General features: G+C 58.8%; 17 protein-coding genes. 13 read left to right on the forward strand and 4 right to left on the reverse strand.

The features are described 5' to 3' along the window. Positions 1-58: 58 nt before the first annotated feature. From IB277_RS21430 to moaA, 5 genes are all read left to right on the forward strand, one after another. Positions 59-1252 carry an MFS transporter gene (locus IB277_RS21430; protein WP_246812776.1) on the forward strand — a complete coding sequence of 398 codons (1194 nt, stop codon included), beginning with the start codon at positions 59-61 and terminating at the stop codon, positions 1250-1252. Next, positions 1249-1698, forward strand: coding sequence for a cyclophilin-like fold protein (locus IB277_RS21435; RefSeq protein WP_246812777.1), 450 nt, complete (start codon positions 1249-1251; stop codon positions 1696-1698). The genes IB277_RS21430 and IB277_RS21435 overlap by 4 nt, the downstream gene beginning before the upstream one ends. 22 nt (positions 1699-1720) lie before the next feature. Continuing rightward, on the forward strand, positions 1721-2737 hold the full coding sequence (locus IB277_RS21440) for a zinc-dependent alcohol dehydrogenase family protein (protein WP_192371640.1): 1017 nt from the start codon (positions 1721-1723) through the stop codon (positions 2735-2737). A gap of 146 nt (positions 2738-2883) precedes the next feature. Then, positions 2884-3813 (forward strand): XdhC family protein, encoded by a 930-nt coding sequence (locus IB277_RS21445; RefSeq protein WP_371813639.1) that lies wholly within the window; start codon positions 2884-2886, stop codon positions 3811-3813. Further along, positions 3810-4835: a GTP 3',8-cyclase MoaA gene (moaA, locus tag IB277_RS21450; protein ID WP_192371641.1), complete on the forward strand. Its 1026-nt coding sequence runs from the start codon at positions 3810-3812 to the stop codon at positions 4833-4835. Before IB277_RS21445 ends, moaA begins: the two co-directional genes overlap by 4 nt. A gap of 63 nt (positions 4836-4898) precedes the next feature. Here the strand turns inward: moaA and IB277_RS21455 are convergent, their stop codons facing one another. Further along, on the reverse strand, positions 4899-5780 hold the full coding sequence (locus tag IB277_RS21455) for an MBL fold metallo-hydrolase (RefSeq protein WP_192371642.1): 882 nt from the start codon (positions 5778-5780) through the stop codon (positions 4899-4901). 422 nt (positions 5781-6202) lie between these two features. Between IB277_RS21455 and IB277_RS21460 the strand changes: the two genes are divergently transcribed. The 6 genes from IB277_RS21460 to IB277_RS21485 all read left to right on the forward strand — a co-directional run bounded on the left by IB277_RS21460 (position 6203) and on the right by IB277_RS21485 (position 13767). Further along, positions 6203-6958, forward strand: coding sequence for an SDR family NAD(P)-dependent oxidoreductase (locus tag IB277_RS21460; protein ID WP_192371643.1), 756 nt, complete (start codon positions 6203-6205; stop codon positions 6956-6958). 200 nt (positions 6959-7158) lie between these two features. Further along, positions 7159-9624: an ATP-binding cassette domain-containing protein gene (locus IB277_RS21465; RefSeq protein WP_192371644.1), complete on the forward strand. Its 2466-nt coding sequence runs from the start codon at positions 7159-7161 to the stop codon at positions 9622-9624. Then, positions 9621-10625, forward strand: coding sequence for an ABC transporter permease (locus IB277_RS21470; protein WP_246812778.1), 1005 nt, complete (start codon positions 9621-9623; stop codon positions 10623-10625). Before IB277_RS21465 ends, IB277_RS21470 begins: the two co-directional genes overlap by 4 nt. A gap of 39 nt (positions 10626-10664) precedes the next feature. Then, entirely contained in the window at positions 10665-11693 is a 1029-nt protein-coding gene (locus tag IB277_RS21475; RefSeq protein ID WP_192371645.1) for a substrate-binding domain-containing protein, read from the forward strand. Positions 11694-11781: 88 nt separating this feature from the next. After that, positions 11782-12690 (forward strand): SMP-30/gluconolactonase/LRE family protein, encoded by a 909-nt coding sequence (locus tag IB277_RS21480; RefSeq protein WP_192371646.1) that lies wholly within the window; start codon positions 11782-11784, stop codon positions 12688-12690. A gap of 126 nt (positions 12691-12816) precedes the next feature. Then, positions 12817-13767: a LysR family transcriptional regulator gene (locus IB277_RS21485; protein WP_246812779.1), complete on the forward strand. Its 951-nt coding sequence runs from the start codon at positions 12817-12819 to the stop codon at positions 13765-13767. A gap of 87 nt (positions 13768-13854) precedes the next feature. Here the strand turns inward: IB277_RS21485 and IB277_RS21490 are convergent, their stop codons facing one another. The 3 genes from IB277_RS21490 to IB277_RS21500 form a co-directional block, all read right to left on the reverse strand. After that, positions 13855-14841 (reverse strand): tripartite tricarboxylate transporter substrate binding protein, encoded by a 987-nt coding sequence (locus IB277_RS21490; protein WP_192371647.1) that lies wholly within the window; start codon positions 14839-14841, stop codon positions 13855-13857. A 179-nt stretch (positions 14842-15020) separates the two neighbouring features. Beyond that, positions 15021-15884: a fumarylacetoacetate hydrolase family protein gene (locus tag IB277_RS21495; RefSeq protein ID WP_192371648.1), complete on the reverse strand. Its 864-nt coding sequence runs from the start codon at positions 15882-15884 to the stop codon at positions 15021-15023. Between the two features lie 73 nt (positions 15885-15957). After that, complete coding sequence (locus tag IB277_RS21500) at positions 15958-16797, reverse strand: hypothetical protein (protein ID WP_192371649.1); 840 nt, start codon at positions 16795-16797, stop codon at positions 15958-15960. 261 nt (positions 16798-17058) lie between these two features. Between IB277_RS21500 and IB277_RS21505 the strand changes: the two genes are divergently transcribed. Both IB277_RS21505 and IB277_RS21510 read left to right on the forward strand, forming a co-directional pair. After that, entirely contained in the window at positions 17059-17847 is a 789-nt protein-coding gene (locus IB277_RS21505) for an HpcH/HpaI aldolase/citrate lyase family protein (RefSeq protein ID WP_246812781.1), read from the forward strand. Beyond that, positions 17844-18719: an SDR family NAD(P)-dependent oxidoreductase gene (locus IB277_RS21510; protein ID WP_192371650.1), complete on the forward strand. Its 876-nt coding sequence runs from the start codon at positions 17844-17846 to the stop codon at positions 18717-18719. The genes IB277_RS21505 and IB277_RS21510 overlap by 4 nt, the downstream gene beginning before the upstream one ends. Positions 18720-18732: the final 13 nt, after the last annotated feature.

The following is an 18732-nucleotide window of genomic DNA, read 5'->3' on the forward strand; positions in this document are numbered from 1 at the left end:
CTCCCGCCGTGCTAGTCAATCCGGACGGGAAAGCACTCGTTGAACTGAAAGGCGAAACATGACGACCAACTTGGCCTACGACAAGAGCCAGATGCGCCCGGTCGCGGCCTGGGGTGCCGTCATTTCGATGGCACTTAGCGTCGCTGTACTGATTGCTTCAGAGTTCATGCCTGTCAGCCTTTTGACACCGATCGCAAGCGATCTTGTGATGACCGAGGGCCAGGCAGGGCAGGCAATTTCAATCTCCGGGCTGTTTGCCGTGATAACCAGCTTGGTCATCGCAGGGATAACACGTAGCACTGATCGTAGAGCTGTCCTGTCATCGCTCTCGTTTCTGTTGGTCGCTTCGGGCTGCATCGTCACTTTCGCCCCAAACTACACAGCCCTGATGATCGGTCGCGCCCTGCTTGGTATTGCTATTGGTGGATTCTGGTCGATGTCCACCGCCATTGTCATGCGCCTTCTGCCGGCCTCCGCCGTGCCGAAGGGCCTTTCGATATTGAACGCTGGAAACGCGATTGCGGCGACAATATCCGCACCGCTCGGCAGTTTTCTCAGTGACTACATCGGATGGCGTGGAGCTTTCTTTTTCGTAGTGCCTTTGGCGCTGATAGCGCTTGTCTGGCAGTGGCTGAGCATGCCCTCGCTGCCACCGCTCCAAAGAGGCACTACCGGCAACGTTTTCCGCCTGCTCAAACGCAGGCAAGTCGCGATCGGCATGACAGCGATCCTGCTTTTGTTCATGGGCCAGTTCGCGCTGTTCACCTATCTGAGGCCCTTTCTTGAGACCGTCTCAGGCTACTCCGTTTCCGCCTTGTCTCTGGTGCTTTTGTTGATGGGACTTGCCGGCGTCGTTGGGACCTGGAGCTTTAGTTCACTGCTCGCCACGCGTCTTTATTCGATCGTTATTGGCATTCCCCTTGTCATGGCATCGATAGCTGCGATGCTCATTGCGTTTGGTTCGGTAAAGTTTGCGGTTGCAGCCCTTCTGATTGCATGGGGCTTTTTCGGCACCGCTGCGCCCGTTGGCTGGGGTACTTGGCTGAGCAGGGTTCTGCGCGATGACGCGGAAGCAGGTGGCGGCCTCCAGGTCGCTGTCATCCAATTTGCAATAACCGTCGGCGCGGCAGCTGGTGGGCTTCTGTTCGACTGGGGCAGATGGTGGAGTTCGTTCGCATTGGCGGCCGTTCTTCTGCTCGGGTCGTCGGCCGCCGGTTGGGCGGCGTGGCGTGATTGGGCACGCACAGAATGAAACGAGAAGCCCCGCTTATCACGCGCCGAACCTTGCTCGGGGGCGGCATTGCTGGCGCCGCCCTGCCGCATTCCGCCTGGTCTCAGGAGACGACACACATGAAGGCACGCTTTGTTTTCGCTGGTCACGACGTCACGGTGACGCTGCATGACAATCCGTCTGCCCGTGACTTTGGCTCGATGCTTCCGCTGGATCTGACGTTCTCGGATTTCTCCAACGAGAAAATCGCGTACCTGCCGCGCAGGATCAATTTGGAAGCAAGGGGGCCGTTCCCGAATGAGGCCCCGGGCGACCTGTGCTACTATATCCCGTGGGGCAATCTCGCTTTCTTCTACGGCACTTACGTCTCGACAAGAGACCTAATCCGGCTCGGTCGCATTGATGGCGGCGTCGAGCCACTGCTCACGCGCGGCGAGTTTCCGCTTCGCATCGAACGCCTGTCCTGACGCCATCGATAGGGAGTGAAAAATGCTGGCTACAGTTCTGCACGGCAAAGGTGACATCCGTTGTGAGGAGGTTGCCGAACCAAAAATTCTCAAACCCACGGACGCTATCATCAAGTTGGCAGCGTCCTGTGTTTGCGGCTCTGATCTTTGGCCCTACCGCGGGCTCCAACCCACGAGCGGGACTGCACACATGGGGCATGAATATTGTGGTGTGGTCGTCGAAGTCGGCGATGAGGTCAAGACGGTAAAACCCGGCCAGTTTGTCGTAGGGTCGTTCTGTATTTCCGACAATACATGCCCCCATTGCCGGTTCGGATTTCCGTCGTCCTGCGAACAACGGGAGTTTATGTCCGGTGCGCAGGCTCCTTTTGCGCGAATTCCTCTCGCTGACGGCACCCTGGTCGCAACCCCCGACATGCCGTCCGACGACCTCATTCCGAGCTTGCTGGCCGTTTCGGATGTCCTTGGCACCGGCTGGTATGCGGCCGACGCGGCGCGAGTCCAGCCTGGCTCGACGGCCGTAGTCGTCGGCGACGGCGCGGTCGGTCTGATGGGCGTACTCTCCGCCAAGCAAATGGGAGCTGAACGGATCATCGCGATGAGCCGGCACAAGACCCGTCAGGATCTCGCGCTTGAATTCGGCGCGACCCATATCGTCTCGGAACGAGGCGACGAAGGAGTGGCCCGGGTCAAGGAACTGACAGACGGCGTCGGTGCCGAATCCGTTCTCGAATGCGTGGGAACGCAAGAAGCCATGACCCAGGCGATGAATTGCGCACGTCCCGGGGGCCACATTGGCTTTGTCGGAGTTCCGCATGGTGTTCAGATCGATGGACAGACCCTGTTTTTTGCTCAGAAGAGCCTTATGGGTGGCCCGGCGCCGGTCCGTCGCTATCTTCCCTACCTCATGGAGCTGGTACTGAACCGTACCATCAATCCCGGTAAGGTGTTCGACCTCGAGGTGCCTCTGATCGACGTCGCCGAGGGGTATCGCGCGATGGACGAACGTCGCGCGATCAAAGCCCTGTTGCGGGTTTGAGACCGAGACATGCTTGCCGGCGGGTTGTCCCGCCGGCTCCGTCGTTGCTTGGCGGTTGAGGAGGCGACGCGGGCAGACAACGGTCGTCATTATTTTTTTGCCTTGGCGCCGAGGAGGAGGCCGCCGGCGACCAACAAGGATCTGATGTGAAAGACATCCCAAATCACCAATTGCCGACACCCGTCAGAGCGCTTCTCACGGATGAGCCAATCGAACTCCTCAAGTTCGCCGCCGAAGCCTTTGTTGAGGGGCAGGTCGCGATCGCTACACTCGTTGATATCCGCGGCGGCGCTGCGCGAGCACTCGGCTCACAGGTGATCACCTCAAGCGATGGTCGCTTTGCCGGGTACGTCTCCGGAGGGTGTGTCGAAGCTGCCGTCGCCGCCGAAGCCCTGCTTGCCATGGCAGACGGATGCGACCGTACAGTACTCTTCGGCGACGGATCTCCGTTCCTCGATGTTGTCCTTCCGTGTGGGGGTGGAATCACGGTCGCGATCCACGTCTTGCGGGAGGCGGCAGAAATCGAGAAGGTCCTAGAACGATTGGAGCTACGCCAAGCGACCGGCCTGCGATACTCACCGGAAAGACAATCGCTGGTACTGGCCGACGCCGCGGATCGTGCAGGATGGGCGGGAGACAGCTTTTTGGCCGTCTATCGCCCTCGCACGCAAATCATTATCTCGGGACAGACGACCGAAGTGCGAAGTGTGGCGCGCCTTGCAGAATGCTCAGGTTTTGAAGTAGCAGTTCTGGCCCCGGGTGGGGGATCGCACTTCATCGGGGAGGTGGTCGATCCGTTTTCGGCAATCCTGCTCTTGCACCATGATTTGGAACAGGAAATTCCGGTCCTTCAGGCAGCACTGCAAACCTCATGCTTTTATCTGGGCGCCTTAGGTAGCCGGCGCACGCACCGCCGGCGCGTTGATCGACTGTTGAGGCTGGGACACGGCGAAACGGAGCTTGCACGCATCAAGGCGCCAATCGGCCTGTTCGGTCCCGCGCGCGACTCTGCGTCACTCGCACTCTCGGTTCTTGCGGACGTTGCTGCGTCCCGATTGGAGGCGTTTGGGCGATGAAAGAAGCATCAAATGGTGACGTCGGGGGGTCCTCGCCGATGATCGACCCGTTCGGGCGAGCTGTCACCTACCTCCGACTGTCGGTGACCGACCGATGCGATTTCCGTTGCACCTACTGCATGGCGGAGAACATGACGTTCCTGCCGAAGAGAGATCTGCTGACCCTCGAGGAATTGAACCGTCTTTGTATGGCCTTTATTGCCAAAGGCGTGACGAAAATCCGCCTGACTGGTGGAGAGCCCTTGGTGCGCAAGGACCTCATGTCCCTCGTACGGGCGCTCGGGAAACAGGTAGGGACCGGACTCCAAGAGTTGACGCTGACGACAAACGGCTCTCAGCTCGCCCGATTTGCCGCCGAGTTGTATGAGAGCGGCGTTCGTCGCATCAATGTTTCCCTCGATACGCTCGATCCGGAAAAATTCCGGCGGATTACCCGCTGGGGAGATTACTCCAGAGTGATGGATGGCATCGATGCCGCGCAGAGGGCGGGCTTGAACGTAAAGTTGAATACGGTCGCACTGAAGGGCGTGAACGATCAAGAAATCCCGAATATCCTCAGGTTTGCCCATGGTCGTGGAATGGACCTGACGATCATCGAGACGATGCCCATGGGCGACCTCGATGAGGATCGAACCGATCGGTATCTGCCGTTGTCGAAGGTCCGTGCCGATCTTGAAAATCAGTTTACTTTGAGAGACATCGCCTACGAGACAGGCGGACCAGCCCGCTACGTGGAAATTGCCGAAACCAATGGCCGCCTCGGCCTGATTACGCCGATGACGCACAATTTCTGCGAGCGTTGCAACCGCGTACGCATTACCTGCACTGGCACATTGTACATGTGCCTCGGCCAGAATGATGCCGCGGAGTTGCGGACGGTTCTCCGTTCGCAGAACGACCAACTCCTTGGTGCCGCGATCGACGAGGCAATTGCACGCAAACCGAAAGGGCACGATTTCGTCATTGATCGCGCGCGAAATCGGCCGTCCGTCCCACGGCACATGAGCGTCACAGGCGGTTGACGTCCTTTGGGGCGAACCAGAGCACAACGGCAGATTGGCCCGATCCCCCGCACTTTTGCCCTGTCAGCTCCATTCGCAGTCTGGCAACGGGCAAAAGCGATAGGCATCGCCAACGCGTTCCACGTAGCCGATACCTGGAAACGGGAAGTGGTAGAAGAAGGCCGGCATTGACCGCGATGCGAGAAACTCGAGTGTTTTGAGCCGCGTTTCGACACCCGCGTCAGGATCCGTATCGAAGAGCATTTTCATGCGAGGATATGCCAGTTGACACTCGTGATGAACGATGTCGCCAACGACAAGGAGAACGTCATTGCCCGAGCCAACCACAAAGCTCGTATGTCCAACAGTGTGGCCAGGAGTATGCATCGCCGTGACGCTTGGAAAGGTCTCCTGGCCATCGATGTGGAACTCCAGTCGATCGAGGTTGGGCACGAGATTGCGGCGAGCCACAAGCGCCGAACGCTCGGCACGGGTGCCGAGCCGTTCGTCGGCAAGCCAGAATTCAACGTCGGACGCATGGAGGTGAATTGCCGCATTGCGGAAGTTTCTCTGTCCGGCAGAGTTCATTATTCCCCCAACGTGATCCAGGTGGGCATGCGTGGGGATTACAGCGTCGATCCGGTCGAGCTCGAACCCCGCCGAGACAAGACCTGCATGCAGCAGATTTATCTCCATATCTCCAACCGGCGTGCCGGTCTCGAAAATGGCGCTCCGGCCCCGGCTTCTCACTGCCAGAACGTTCTGCTCGACGACAAGCCTGCCTTTGCCGCTGAGCTCCAAAACCTCCCCTTGGTCGCGGTGCTCGACATCGAACACCTTATTCGGCTCGCCGATGTCGAGCGGGCCGGCCGAAACCACATATAATTCCACGCCTTGGAACTTGCCCGTGTGCCGCGACACGATAGTGGGAGGGTGCTTTTCTGCAGCAGTCGTTCGATGGCGCACCTAGTCTCCAGTTCAGAATCCCGCAACTTCCATGCACACGGAAGAGGTGCTGGAAAACGACGTCCGAGGCAAATCAACCATATAACCTCAATTTATCGCCTGGCGCTTGCGCACACCGGAAAGGCGGCCAACCCTATATCTGGTGCCGCGATATAACATTATGCTATATCATAAAATTGGTTGAGGTCCGCAGATAATGCATTGATAAATAACAATATATTTCATCAATCTATTTGGACGCTTTCTCCACGCGATGGCGGCTGCGCAAAACCCTGCGTTGACAAACACAGGCCTCAACCGAATACCGTTCGACATGGCGAGCGCGTCGGGAGGCGCACCGCAAGAAAGATCTCCGGCCGATGTTGCCGGTTTACATGGAGCCGACCCAAGCGACGCTCCGGCATGCAGTGGAGGAAACTGGAATGAAACGATTTGAAGGCCGTACCGTGATCGTGACCGGTGCAGGAAGCGGTATTGGTGCGGCATGCGTCCGGCGTCTGCACTCGGAGGGGGCCGACGTGGTGGCAGTCGACGTCACCCAGGAAGCGGTAGACAAGATCGTCTCCGAATTCGGCGACAGCGATCGCATCTCGGGCGCAGTGCTCGATGTCCGCGATCAGGCTGCAGCCGAAACTTTGGCAAGCGATACGCGCGCGCGGCTCGGCAGGCTGAATGGATTGATCAATTGTGCAGGCATCACCGGCGTTGCGAATGTACTGGATGTAGAGCCGGAGAAGCTCGAACGCGTCATGGCAGTGAACCTGGGAGGCACCGTCAACATGTGCCAAGCCTTCGTGCGTGCGGTGCGCGATGATAAAAGCCCGCGCGCCATCGTGAATATTTCGTCCGGGGCGGGCGTGATGGGAGTGCCTAATCGCTTGCCGTATGTGGCTTCCAAGTTTGCAGTTTCGGGCATCACGAAGTCGATGTCGCCTGAACTGGGCCCCCTCGGCATTCGGGTCAACGCAGTGGCGCCTGGCATGACCAAAACGCCTCTGGTCGAGTACATGTTGCAGGACCCGGCGGCCGTAGCGCGTATCAATGCAGCGCACCCGATCGGCCGCATGGGCGAGCCGGAGGAAATTGCAGCCGTGATCGTGTTTCTCCTGACCGACGATGCCAGCTTCATGACCGGAGCCGTCGTGTCGGTGGATGGCGGCCAGACGGCCTGCCTGTAGCAGCCAAGCGCATCATTGCCGGTTGGGTGCCAGTCACATCCATCCGGCAGCAGGCCAGGGTTGATCCCGGCCAGACTGTTTCAAACCACATTGAGCAATGCCCCTGGGGCCACGGCTGTCCGTTGAACGACATCGGACCGCCTGATGCTGTCCGTGTGCCCGGGCTTTCGGCACTGCAATGTCTTCTGGAGGAGGAGACGATGGACGAGAACCGAGCAACGGAAGGCCCTCGGGGGAACCTGGGGCCGCCACTTATCTCGGCACGTGATCTCTCGAAGAGTTTCGGCAGCCATCGCGTCCTTCGTGATGTCAGCGTTGATATCCACGCCGGCGAAATCGTGGTGCTGCTCGGTCCCAACGGGGCAGGCAAGTCGACCTTCCTGAACGTCATTGGCGGTACTCTGCAACCAAGTTCCGGGACAATGGCTGTCGACGGGAATCCAATCGATTTCGAAAAATACGTTGGAGCAACAGCGCGAAATCGGGACATCCAACGTGTGTTCCAGGAGCTCTCGACTTTCTCCAACCTCACTGTCGCTGAAAACCTGGCGCTTACCTCTGAGGGCGGCAGCCAAGGATCGCGACGCGACATGGTGAGGCGGGCTCAAGAGCGGTTGCAGGTTTTCCCGGGCAACAAGATTGATGTTGGGGCCGAGGTCTCGGGACTGTCGATTGCCGAACGCCAGATGATCGAGATCGCACGGGCGATGACTGAGACAGGAACACGGCTTGTCATCCTCGACGAACCCACTTCTGCGCTCTCGTCCCACGAGGCGGATCAACTGGCAGATCTTGTGACCCGCAAGGCGGCCGAGGGCGTATCGATCATCTACGTCACCCACAAGCTGGAGGAAGCGATACGCCTGGCGCACCGCGTCGTTGTCCTGCGCGACGGCAAGCTGCACTTTGACGGCGACGGACGAAACCTGACACATGACGAGTTACTGTCGTTGCTAGGAGCGACAGTGGAGCACGGCGCGCCGGTAGGCCCGCGGTCAAGCGACACGAACTCAAAAGACCTTCTGACCGTCCAAGCACTATCTTCAGCCCGTCTTCGTGACGTCGCCATGCGTGTTGGTGCCGGCGAGATTGTCGGGATTGCCGGTCTGGAAGGCGCTGGTCAGCGCGAGTTGTTGCAGGCGATTTTCTCCGCTCGCAAACGAAGTCAGGGCGCCGTCTCTTCGAGCAGTGATATCGCCTATGTCAGCGGCGACCGGAAGCGAGAAGGTCTGCTTCCACTATGGAACGTGCATGACAACGTTGCCATATCCGCGGCACCAAGGCTGTCTTATGCGGGACTGGTCGATTTCGCGGCTTTGAAAACGTCTGCTCAAAAGTGGCTGATGGAACTCGGTCTGGCGCACCGGGCGCAGTCTCCCATCACCAGCCTCAGCGGCGGCAACCAGCAGCGCGCGCTTCTTGGACGCGCGCTCGCGAGCGAGGCGCCACTGCTGCTGTTGGACGATCCCACCCGCGGGGTCGATGCCAGCGCAAAGGCTTCAATCTACGAGATCCTCGACAAACTCAAGGAGAAGGGGCGAAGCGCCATACTTTATTCGACGGAGGTGGCCGAGTTCCAAAAATGCGACCGAGTATATGTCATGGCGCGCGGGCATATCGTGGCTGAATTCGACGGGATGGAAGCGACGGAAGAACGTATCGTCCAAGCATCGTTTCTTCGCCCCGGTATCCCCTCGACGGCAAACGCGACCGTGGAAGTCGACACTCCTGCCAAGGCGTCTCTGACACAGCTCCTTGCCTGGCGCTCGCTGCCTGCTGCCATTTTGATGCTCACGATGTTTGTCCTCGCCGTCTGGCAGCAGCCAAACGTCCTCAGCACATTCGGGCTGGAGCTTCTCCTTCAGGCGTCGTTGCCGCTGGCTTTCGCCGTAATCGCTCAGATGCTGTTCCTTCTTGGCGGCGACATCGACCTCGGGTTGGGTTTCGCCATCGGCCTCGTCAATGTTCTCGCTGCGACTTATCTGGCGGATGAGCCGGCGATCGGCGTCCTTACGATCGGTTTGGTTGTCGGCGGGTACGTCATTTTGGCGCTAATCGTCGAGCTTCTTGGTGTGTCTTCCGTGGTTGCCACCCTGGGCGCTTCGTTCGTATGGCTTGGGATTGGCCTCATCGTCCGTGAAACTCCTGGCGGACAATCGCCGGGATGGCTGACGGCCATTGCAAACCTCAAGCTGTGGCCGCTTCCGCTGGCCTGCTATGTGTTGGTTGCCGTGGCACTCGTCGGCCTCTGGATCTGCCGCGGTTGGGGCTACAGCATCCGACTGCGTGCACTCGGCCACAACCGGCGCACCTTTGTTGCGTTGGGTTTCTCGGCGCTAGCCGGTCGAGTGACGATCTATTCGCTTGCGGGCGTGTTTGCGGTGCTTTCGGGACTTCTGCTGACGGCAACGACAGGTGCCGGAAACGTCCACGTTGCATCGAGCTTCACTTTGGCAACCGTAGCAGCCGTAGTTGTCGGCGGCGCAAGTTTCTCCGGCGGGATCGTCTCTCCGATCGGTGCGGTGATGGCCATCATCGGTATTTCGCTCGTCGCAACCAATCTGACCTTCCTTGGGATTAGCTCAGAATACTCCACCGCCATAGGTGGACTGATCTTGATCCTTGCCCTCAGTTTCCGTTCGCTCGCGAGGTCGATCGAGCCATGACCCCACAAACGACGTCTTCCATTACCGAAACGACCTTGCCGGAGGACGGCACCTCGCAGGCGACCTGGCGCCATGTTTTCAAGCGCCCATGGATGGGGGCGCTGATCGCAGCCCTCATCCTTTGGTTGGTCGCCGGCTATGCCACAGGAACGCTATCCCTTTCCTTCCTTCTTGCGAATGCGACGATTGCAGGTTTCTTGGCGCTTGCAGGCACGGCTCAGATGATCGTTATCGCAAGCGGACCAGGCAATTTTGACCTTTCTCTGCCGTTCATTATCACCTTTGGCGCCTACGTCATGTCGGCCGGCATCGTCGGAGACGGCAATGTTATCGGCTCACTGGCCCTTACGCTTTTGGTTGGAGGTCTTGCGGGAGCGGTGAATACCGTCTTGATCGTCCGGCTGCGCATTCCTGCAATCGTGGCGACACTTGCTTCCGGCTACATCATATACAGCTTCATCGTTGCGATCCAGAGCGCGGGCTTCAGTCGAATAGGGGGGCTTTTCGAGGCTTCGCTGCGAATGCGTGTCTGGGGGGGTTCCGGGGCGCTCGCAATTTCTATCGTGACGCTGCTGGTGGTGGCGGTGCTGCTTTCACGAACGGTGTTTGGATTGCAGGTTCACGCGCTCGGGCAAAATGGCGAAGCGGCGCGCCTGGCGGGCGTCAAGAGGGGTTGGTTGATCCTGGGCGCGTTCGTTCTTTCGGGCGTGCTGGCGGCTTGGCTGGGCGTCCTACTGACGACGTACCAAGGTGGCGTCTCCGCTGACGTTGGCCGCAGCTACTTGCTGGGATCGGTTGCGGCGGTCGTAGTCGGCGGGACCCGGATCACCGGTGGAGTGACGTCCGTTTTTGGAACGGCCACAGGAGCGCTGGTGCTTACGCTGGCTCAATCCGATCTGATCCTTCTGCAATTCAGCATTGGTGCGCAATACGTGATCCAGGGATTGATCGTCCTGGTGACGGTCTGCCTCGTGGCCGTTCGCTCGCCCGAGCGCAGGTAGGTCGAAGATCGAGACACAACAGTCATTAAGGAGGAGAAAATGACGAATAACACCTTCAAAAGGCGGTCCATTCTGGCCGGAGGGCTGCTGCTTGTGGCCACACTTGCCACAGGCACCGTGCAGGCAAAAGACAAGTTTACCATCGGCGTCGCTATGCCATTCCAGGGCAACAGTTGGCAAAAGGGTTTTCTCGCTGCGGCCCAGTGGGCGGCGGGTGAGCTCAGCGCTAAGGGCAAGACAGTCGAGCTGGCTGTCGTCGACGCCGCCGGCGACCCCCAGACGCAAATTCAACAGATCAACAACATGACGCTGCAGGGCGTCGACTTCATCATCCTGGAACCCTTGTCCGATACTGCACTGAACGGAGCGATCGACAACGCCGTCAGCGCGGGCATACCTGTGCTCACAACCGCTCTCGGCTCCGTCACGAATGCCAAGGCGATCGATCTCCAGTTCGACTACAACGAACTTGGCCAGAAATACGTCAGCTACATCGCCGAGCGGACAGGTGGTAAGGGTAACGCCTTGAACATTCGCGGGCTTGCCGGAAATGCCGCCGAACAGGCAATCCAGGACGCATATATTCGCGCACTAGCGAAATATCCGGACATCAAGATCGTTTCAGAAGTCTACGGTGACTGGAACCAGTCCGTCGCACAGCAACGCGTTGCAGCCATTCTCCCATCCCTGCCGAAGGTCGACATCATCTTCTCCCAGGGTGTTGCAGCATTCGGAGCCGGACAGGCGTTTCTGGCGGACGGCCGCGCCGTGCCGTTGCAGGTGTATGGCTTTGACGGAACGGACGTAAACCTGCTGATCGACCTCAATGCTAAGTCTGGGTATGAGTCCGTGGCCATCAATGTTGACCCCGGCATCGGCAGCCTGGCCGTGAACGTGGCCTATGCCAAATTGAGCGGCGTCGAGGTGCCCATGAAGATGGTCGCACCTATTCCCACCATCGGTCTGCAGGAACTCAAGACGAGCTACAAAGGCATGGCCGATAGCGACATCGTGTGGGTGAAGTACGCCTATGACTGGACGCTGAAAAACGTTGTAAGCGCCAAGTAGAAGTCGGCAAGCCCGACTTCGGTCGGGCCCCACCATCATCAAGAATTAGCGCGCCGTAGCCCTCGGCTATAAGCATCGGGAAGTAGGAATGTTTGAGCATTACGAGATCGTGGAAAAAGCATTTGGTGATATGGTGGCGCCGATCTTTCCGCCCGAAGAATTGTTCAGCCAGGGACTTTTCACCGAAGGGCCGGCCTACTTCCCCGCTGGGCGGTATCTGCTCTTCACGGATATTCCGAACGACCGGATCTTGCGGCTGGACGAAACGGACGGATCGATAAGCGTATTCCGGCAGGACTGCGGTCATCCAAACGGACAGACGGTTGATCTGCAGAGCCGCCTTTTGAGCTGCGAGCACCGCTATCGGCGGGTAAGCCGAACGGAGCACGACGGGACGATCACAACGATTGCGGACAGCTGGCGTGGAAAAAAACTGAACTCTCCGAATGACGCGGTCGTGACATCTGACGGAGCCGTTTGGTTTACAGACCCGACCTACGGGATCCTTCACGACCTCGACGGCATCAAGGCGGATCCCGAAATCGACGGTTGTCACGTTTATCGTGTCGATCCGGCGACAGGTGAAGTCGAGGCAAAGATCACCGATATGGTGATGCCCAATGGTCTGGCCTTCTCGAAAGACGAAAAGACCCTTTATGTCGTCGATAGCGGCAAAAGCCATTTCGAAGATGGCCCGGCGCACCTGCGCGCCTTCGATGTCGGCCCGGACAACCGCCTCAGCGGCGGTGGCGTACTTGCCGACTGTGCAGTCGGAATTTTCGATGGTCTGAGACTTGATAGCGACGACAATATTTGGATCACCGCTGGAGACGGTGTCCACTGTTACAACGACAGCGGCGCCCTGCTTGGTAAAATCAAGCTCGGAAAGATTGCGGCAAATCTGACCTTCGCAGGGTCGCGCCGCAATCTGATGTACATCTGCGCTACGAATGCGCTCTACCGTGTCCGATTGAAGGTGAATGGCCTCCCACGATAAGGGCGGGCGGCGGGCGCGTGAGTTAGTGGATGGTCGAACTCGACACGGGAGCATAGGGCGACACCCGCTGGCCGCAGTAACGGAGCCAGTAAAGCAGGATCGGGGACGATGCCGATGCAACACCTCATGCTGAAGATCGACCCCAAGAAGCTGCTCTATCTTGCCACGATCATTGAACACGGGAGCCTAAAAAGAGCCGCCCGCGCCTTGAAGGTTACTCAGCCGGCACTCTCCGGCTCCATGAGCCGGCTCGAAAGCAAGCTTGGGATTCGCGCTTTTGAGCGGACCCCCAAGGGTATCATCCCGACAGCGCTCGGCGAGATCCTCTATTGCCATGCACGGCTCATTCGAGATGAAATCGGATTGGCGGAGCGCGCCTTGCTCAACGCATGGGGAGGGACCCCCGCTGCTGTTAGACTGGGAAGCCTGCCGAGCCTGGCGACCACAGTCATGCCCCTGGCGCTGCAAAAGTGGGGACAGGCTCACCCCGACCGTGAACTGCAGATCGTCGAAAGCCCTCAGATCGATTTGCTGGTCGGCCTTTTGCGACGGGAGTTCGACTTCGTGATTGGCTTCACGGAATGTTACGACCTCGAGGAGGGCTTGCGACAACGTGTGTTGTTTCGGGATAAGCTCTTGGTCATTGCACGAAAAGGTCACCCGCTTGAGGGAAAGCAGGATGTCGATTGGTCCACTCTGGTCAACTTTCCGTGGGTATTTCCTACCGCTCGTCGCCCGCACGCAGTTCTCAGCGCGGCGTTAAAAGCCGAAAACATACCGCCACCGGAAAATGTTACAGTGTGCGGTTCCGTAATCCTATTGAAGGCGGTCGTCGCAAATAGCGATCATCTGGCGGTTCTGCCGGTACATGCCGTAAATGACGAACTCGCCGAAAGTCGCTTGTGCAATATCCAGATAGATGCGGCAGCGCTGGATCGGAATATCGCCCTCTACTTCAGGCAAGGGCATCAGATGGACGATGCCTGTCGGGACCTCATCTCGATTATCGAGAAAGTTGGGCAGGAGATCTGTCAGAGAGGTTTGGCCACCCCCTCTCACGACCTCAGGGCGACGTGAGGGAAGGCCGGCGACTTGGCAGACGCAACATCGACGCGCTCTTGCGCACGAATGATGGGCTTCCCGAGCGGGAAGCCCATCATATTCTCACTCGCCGAGGGTGATCCCGAGATCGCGGATCAATGGCTGCCAAACAGCCTTGTCGTCGTGCCAGCGCTTTTCAAACGATGCGGGGTCGCTTGGCGGCATGCCCAAGCCCAACTGCTCGTAGCGAGATTTCACGGATGGATCCTGAAGCGCAATCGTCAACGCATCGCTCAGGCGACCGACCACCTCATCAGGGGTGTCATGCGGCACGACCATGGCCTGCCAAGCGACAGCCGAAAACCCGGGAAGTGCCTTCTCCCCGAAGGTGGGAACATCGGGAAGCGCAGAGAGGCGAGAGGCGGAAAATATCGCGAGCGGCCGCAGGTCCCCCGAACGGATCATCTCCCGTGCAGTTGTGTAGTCGATGACGATGGCCGGGACCACACCGGCAAGCGCGTCGTTCAGCGCAGGCGCCATGCCTCGGTAGGCTACATGTTCGAGTTTGACGCCGGCTTCGCGCGCCATCCGCTCCATCGCAAGATGCAGGGGTGTCCCGATCCCCGGGCTGGCGTAGGCGATCGGGTCCGAAGCTGTCTTGGCCTGGGCGAGGAATTCCTCGACGGTCTTGAACGGCTGGTCCTTTCCTACCGCCAGCAGGAAGTTCACCTCAGCGTAGACGCCGACCGGCCGAAAATCCTTGTCCGGATCATACTGCAGTGTGCGGTAGGCCACGGGATTGATGACGAGTGTGCCGTTGTCCACCGACATCACCGTCAGGCCGTCCGGTTTCGACTTGGCCAGAGCAGCGGCCGCGATAGAACTGCCCGCTCCGGGGCGGTTGTCAACGATGATGGTCTGGTCGAGCTTTTTGGAAATTGGCGCGGCAAGGAGCCGCGCAATGGCATCCGTCGAGCCGCCTGGCGGATAACCAACCAGCCAGCGTATTTGCCCGCCGTCTGCGAAACTCGGCAAGGCGGACATTGCCACCGATCCGAGAGCCAACGCGGCCGCAAACAGTCGTCGCCTTGTCATCTGCAGTACGTTCATTTGTTCCTCCCTTAGAACAGTCATGGGATTAAAGATGCACCGGAAGTATCCTTGGCTCCTCTTCTCGCCGAAGGACGATAGCTGCCGGGTTGAGCGAGCGGGCTTTTGGGTCCGCTCCACCGAATTGCATGAAAAGCAACGTCATCCCGCATGCCGTCGCAATGCGACAGAAGGCGACGTTACGCGAAGCTGTTGCCCAGCGAGCCGATGCCAGAAATAGTGATCTCTACGCGATCACCTGCTTTGAGGAAGCGAGGCGGCGTGAATCCGATACCCACGCCCGCCGGCGTACCGGTGGCGATGATGTCGCCGGGCTGCAGCGTCAGTCCTGCGGAGATAGCAGCGATCAATTGCGGGATCTTGAAGATCAGATCGCTGGTATTTGCTTTCTGCCGGGCTTCACCGTTCACGGTGCACTCGATGTCCAGGTTGGCGCCGTCGATTTCATCGGCGGTGACAATCCATGGACCCATTGGACAAAACGTGTCGAGCCCCTTGCCGGCGAGCCACTGCTTATGGTTGCGCTGACGGTCGCGGGCGGTAACGTCATTGACGATGGTGTATCCCCAGACGTGCCGCATAGCATCGGCTTCCGCGATGTTGCGGCCGGGCTGGCCGATAACGATGGCCAGCTCCGCCTCATAGTCGACGGCTTGGGTTGCTTCAGGGTGCATTTCGACGACATCGTCAGGACCAATGACGGTGCTGGGAGGCTTCGAAAAGATCGCGGGGTATGAATCTATCTCCTGTCCCTTCACTGCGCCCGCCTCAAAGCCGCTGCCCGCAAACTCCTTCGCATGTTCGAAGTAATTCTTACCCACGCAGAAGATGTTCCGCTCAGGCACGATCGGGGCCAGGAGCTTGACGTCCGAAAGAGGCAGCCCCGGGTTTGATCCTGCCTTGAAGGTGAACCCGGATGCGCTGAAACGGATAAGATCCGCCATGTTATTCAAGTGGGAATCGAGCGGTTGAACGGTACCCGCAGCGTCGTCCACGACGCCGAGCATTACCTTTCCGTTGTTAGAGAATCTGGCGACTTTCATTTCATGCCCTTTTGATAGGATAGGTCAATGCCGACCTGATTGCCTCAGGGCGGCATCCGGAGTGTGGTCGGGGTCAGAACTGCGGAAGGCGAATGGCCAGAAGCAGCGCTTCTTCCGTTGCGGCGATCTCAGCGGGCACATCGGTCGGCAAGAGCTCGATGGCGGTCTGCGGACCGTAGGTCTTTCCGTCCACCGTGATTTGGCCTTCGCTGAGGAACAGAACCTCGATTGCGGTTCTGGTTCCCGTGACGAACGTCGCGCCGGCCTCGATCTTGATGAAGCCAAGGCGCATTTCGCGCTCGGTGAAAACGCCAAGCGTCTTCGTCGAAACGCCGGGCGTTGCCGATTTCACCCACGGGCTCGATTCCGGGTACATCATCACGACGTCGTCGTAGCGGGGCTCGGCGAACTCAAGCTTCTTGCCCGTTGCCTCTTCCACGCACGCGGCCGAACCGTCCTTGTTGTGCTTGTTTCCCTTCTCGTCATACCAGGTGAACACGCCGTTCTTGAACTCGCCCTTCTTCTTGAGCGCTTCATTGGCTGCCTCGCGACGGGCGACACTGAGAAAGCCTTCGCCACTGGCGCCGCCAAACTGGATGACCATCATTTCAAGACCTTCGGGCCGATCCTGAGGGCCATAGTGCACGCTCTCCGGGAAGTAGGCTACGGTGCCCTCTTTCATGACCTTGTGAGGCGAAACGGGGTAGCTGCCTTTGAGGACGTAGCGGACCTGGTCGAAGTTGTGACGATGGCGCGGCGTTCCCCAGCCGCCGGAGCCGGTACGCCCAACGTTCAACAGGTAGTTGTTCGGAGAGTCGTCGTCGCCCGTCAGCAAAAATTTTTGGTCCAGCTTGCCGTCCCGCATACTGCCGACGCTTCCGCCCTCGGCCTTGGCTGCTTCTGAGATGCGCATATCATCCTCCTCGGTTCGCGAAATCAGGTTCCCCTACTTTTAGGAGACGCAGCCCGCGGCGGGAATATGCCGATTTCCGAGGGTATAACTTATCTTATCACCTCGCGAGTTCTGCCGCTTATGCAGGTTGATTCCACATACCCGCCGCTTCAAATTTGGTTGGTATCGAAAATCACAGCATTGCTCCGCACCCCGCGAGCACATCTTAAAATTGCAAAAACGACGGATGGGAGGCATTCGGCGTTGGAGTGGAGGTCCCTCATGTCAGAGCAGAGCGAAAGCTCCCCGAACCCGTTGGTCGCCAAAATGGCGGCCGGTAATCTCACAGTTGGTATGATCGTGCGTCTTGTTCGTGGCGTCGAGATCGTGGCCATCGCCAAGACGGCGGGGTTCGACTGTCTTTTCTTGGATCTGGAGCACAATAGCTTCTCGCTAGAGACGATCAGTCAGATCTGCATCGCGAGTAATCTGGCGGGGATTACTCCCCTTGTGCGTGTCGTCGATATCGCGCACGCATCGATCACTCGAGCGCTCGAATGCGGCGCCATGGGCGTGATCGCTCCTCAGGTGGAATCCGCCAAAGATGCTGCGGCCGTGGTTCAAGCCGCCAAGTTTCCCCCGCTCGGTCATCGCTCGATCGCACCGTGCCTACCGTTGCTTGAGTTTCGCCCGACGCCAGCAATTGAAGCCATGCGACGCATCAATGCGGCAACGATGGTTGTGATCATGGTGGAATCGTTGGCGGCCCTGGATGCGATTGACGAGATCGCTGCGGTTGAGGGTGTCGATATGCTTCTCGTGGGCGCCAACGATCTGTGCAACGCGCTCGGGCTTCCCGGGCAGATCGAACATCCGACGGTTCGCGCCGCCTTCGCGCGTGTTGCAGATGCCTGCAAGGCGAACGGAATCTACCTTGGCGTCGGTGGACTTGGCGCAAATCCCGAGCTTGCCAAGGAAATGATCTCACTTGGAGCCCGCTACGCGACTGCGGGAGCCGACGTAACCTTCTTCACCAATGCGGCCATGGCGCACGCAAGGAAATTCCAATGACCAAAACTACCGACGAGCTTGAACAACCGGTTGTTCGAGCGTCTACCCAAACCGAAGACACTTTCGTCCACACCCCCCAGGACTCCGGGGTTCCGGGTTGGGCTCGCGATTTCAGCGTCGCTGATCGGGTTGTTCTCATAACAGGTGCCGGGCAGGGGATCGGACGAGAACTTGCTCGGCAGTTCGCGGCCGCCGGCGCTAAGCCCGTCGTCGCAGATCTCAATCTCGCAAATGCCCAGCAAGTCCGCGACGAGATCATTGCAAGCGGAGGAAATGCCAGCGCGCTTCGGGTTGATATCGCTGATGCCGGGTCTGTCGATACCTTGGTTAAGTCTGTCATGGCCGAACATGGTCGGATCGACGTGTTGATAAACAATGCAGCAATGTTTGCGACGCTTGAGAAGCGTCATTTCGAAAAGATCCCGCTGGACGAATGGGATCGCGTCATCCGTGTCAACGTAACGGGACCTTTTCTGTGCGCTCGCGCCGTGGCGCCATTGATGCGGGCGGCCGGCTGGGGACGGATCATCAATGTTTCATCCGATGCCGTTCCAAAAGGTGTCCGAAACTACCTCCACTACGTCACCTCGAAATCCGCAATCATCGGCATGACGAACGCGATGGCGCGTGAGTTGGGTCCCGATGGCATAAACGTAAACTGCATTAGGCCAGGCCCGGTCGCAACGGAAGTAGAACGCGCCGTCAATCCGACACTCGACCTCAGGCGTCTGCAACTGTCGCAGCAATGTATCCAGAGAGGGATGGTTCACACCGATCTCGTCGGCTTGATGATCTTTCTTGCGAGCCCCGCTGCAGGTTTCATCACCGGCCAAACGATAGCCTGCGACGGCGGCTACACTCACAGCAGCTAAGGACACCCAGACC

This window comes from Ensifer sp. ENS07, assembly GCF_014852185.1.
In the GTDB taxonomy this organism is placed as follows: Bacteria; Pseudomonadota; Alphaproteobacteria; order Rhizobiales; family Rhizobiaceae; genus Ensifer; species Ensifer adhaerens.

What these genes read in the sequence shown, in the direction of transcription:
- IB277_RS21430 (WP_246812776.1), top strand. Translation starts at nt 59, where the DNA reads ATGACGACCAACTTGGCCTACGACAAGAGCCAGATGCGCCCGGTCGCG.
- IB277_RS21435 (WP_246812777.1), top strand. Translation starts at nt 1,249, where the DNA reads ATGAAACGAGAAGCCCCGCTTATCACGCGCCGAACCTTGCTCGGGGGC.
- IB277_RS21440 (WP_192371640.1), top strand. Translation starts at nt 1,721, where the DNA reads ATGCTGGCTACAGTTCTGCACGGCAAAGGTGACATCCGTTGTGAGGAG.
- moaA (WP_192371641.1), top strand. Translation starts at nt 3,810, where the DNA reads ATGAAAGAAGCATCAAATGGTGACGTCGGGGGGTCCTCGCCGATGATC.
- IB277_RS21460 (WP_192371643.1), top strand. Translation starts at nt 6,203, where the DNA reads ATGAAACGATTTGAAGGCCGTACCGTGATCGTGACCGGTGCAGGAAGC.
- IB277_RS21465 (WP_192371644.1), top strand. Translation starts at nt 7,159, where the DNA reads ATGGACGAGAACCGAGCAACGGAAGGCCCTCGGGGGAACCTGGGGCCG.
- IB277_RS21470 (WP_246812778.1), top strand. Translation starts at nt 9,621, where the DNA reads ATGACCCCACAAACGACGTCTTCCATTACCGAAACGACCTTGCCGGAG.
- IB277_RS21475 (WP_192371645.1), top strand. Translation starts at nt 10,665, where the DNA reads ATGACGAATAACACCTTCAAAAGGCGGTCCATTCTGGCCGGAGGGCTG.
- IB277_RS21480 (WP_192371646.1), top strand. Translation starts at nt 11,782, where the DNA reads ATGTTTGAGCATTACGAGATCGTGGAAAAAGCATTTGGTGATATGGTG.
- IB277_RS21485 (WP_246812779.1), top strand. Translation starts at nt 12,817, where the DNA reads ATGCTGAAGATCGACCCCAAGAAGCTGCTCTATCTTGCCACGATCATT.
- IB277_RS21490 (WP_192371647.1), bottom strand. Translation starts at nt 14,841, where the DNA reads ATGAACGTACTGCAGATGACAAGGCGACGACTGTTTGCGGCCGCGTTG.
- IB277_RS21495 (WP_192371648.1), bottom strand. Translation starts at nt 15,884, where the DNA reads ATGAAAGTCGCCAGATTCTCTAACAACGGAAAGGTAATGCTCGGCGTC.
- IB277_RS21500 (WP_192371649.1), bottom strand. Translation starts at nt 16,797, where the DNA reads ATGCGCATCTCAGAAGCAGCCAAGGCCGAGGGCGGAAGCGTCGGCAGT.
- IB277_RS21505 (WP_246812781.1), top strand. Translation starts at nt 17,059, where the DNA reads ATGTCAGAGCAGAGCGAAAGCTCCCCGAACCCGTTGGTCGCCAAAATG.
- IB277_RS21510 (WP_192371650.1), top strand. Translation starts at nt 17,844, where the DNA reads ATGACCAAAACTACCGACGAGCTTGAACAACCGGTTGTTCGAGCGTCT.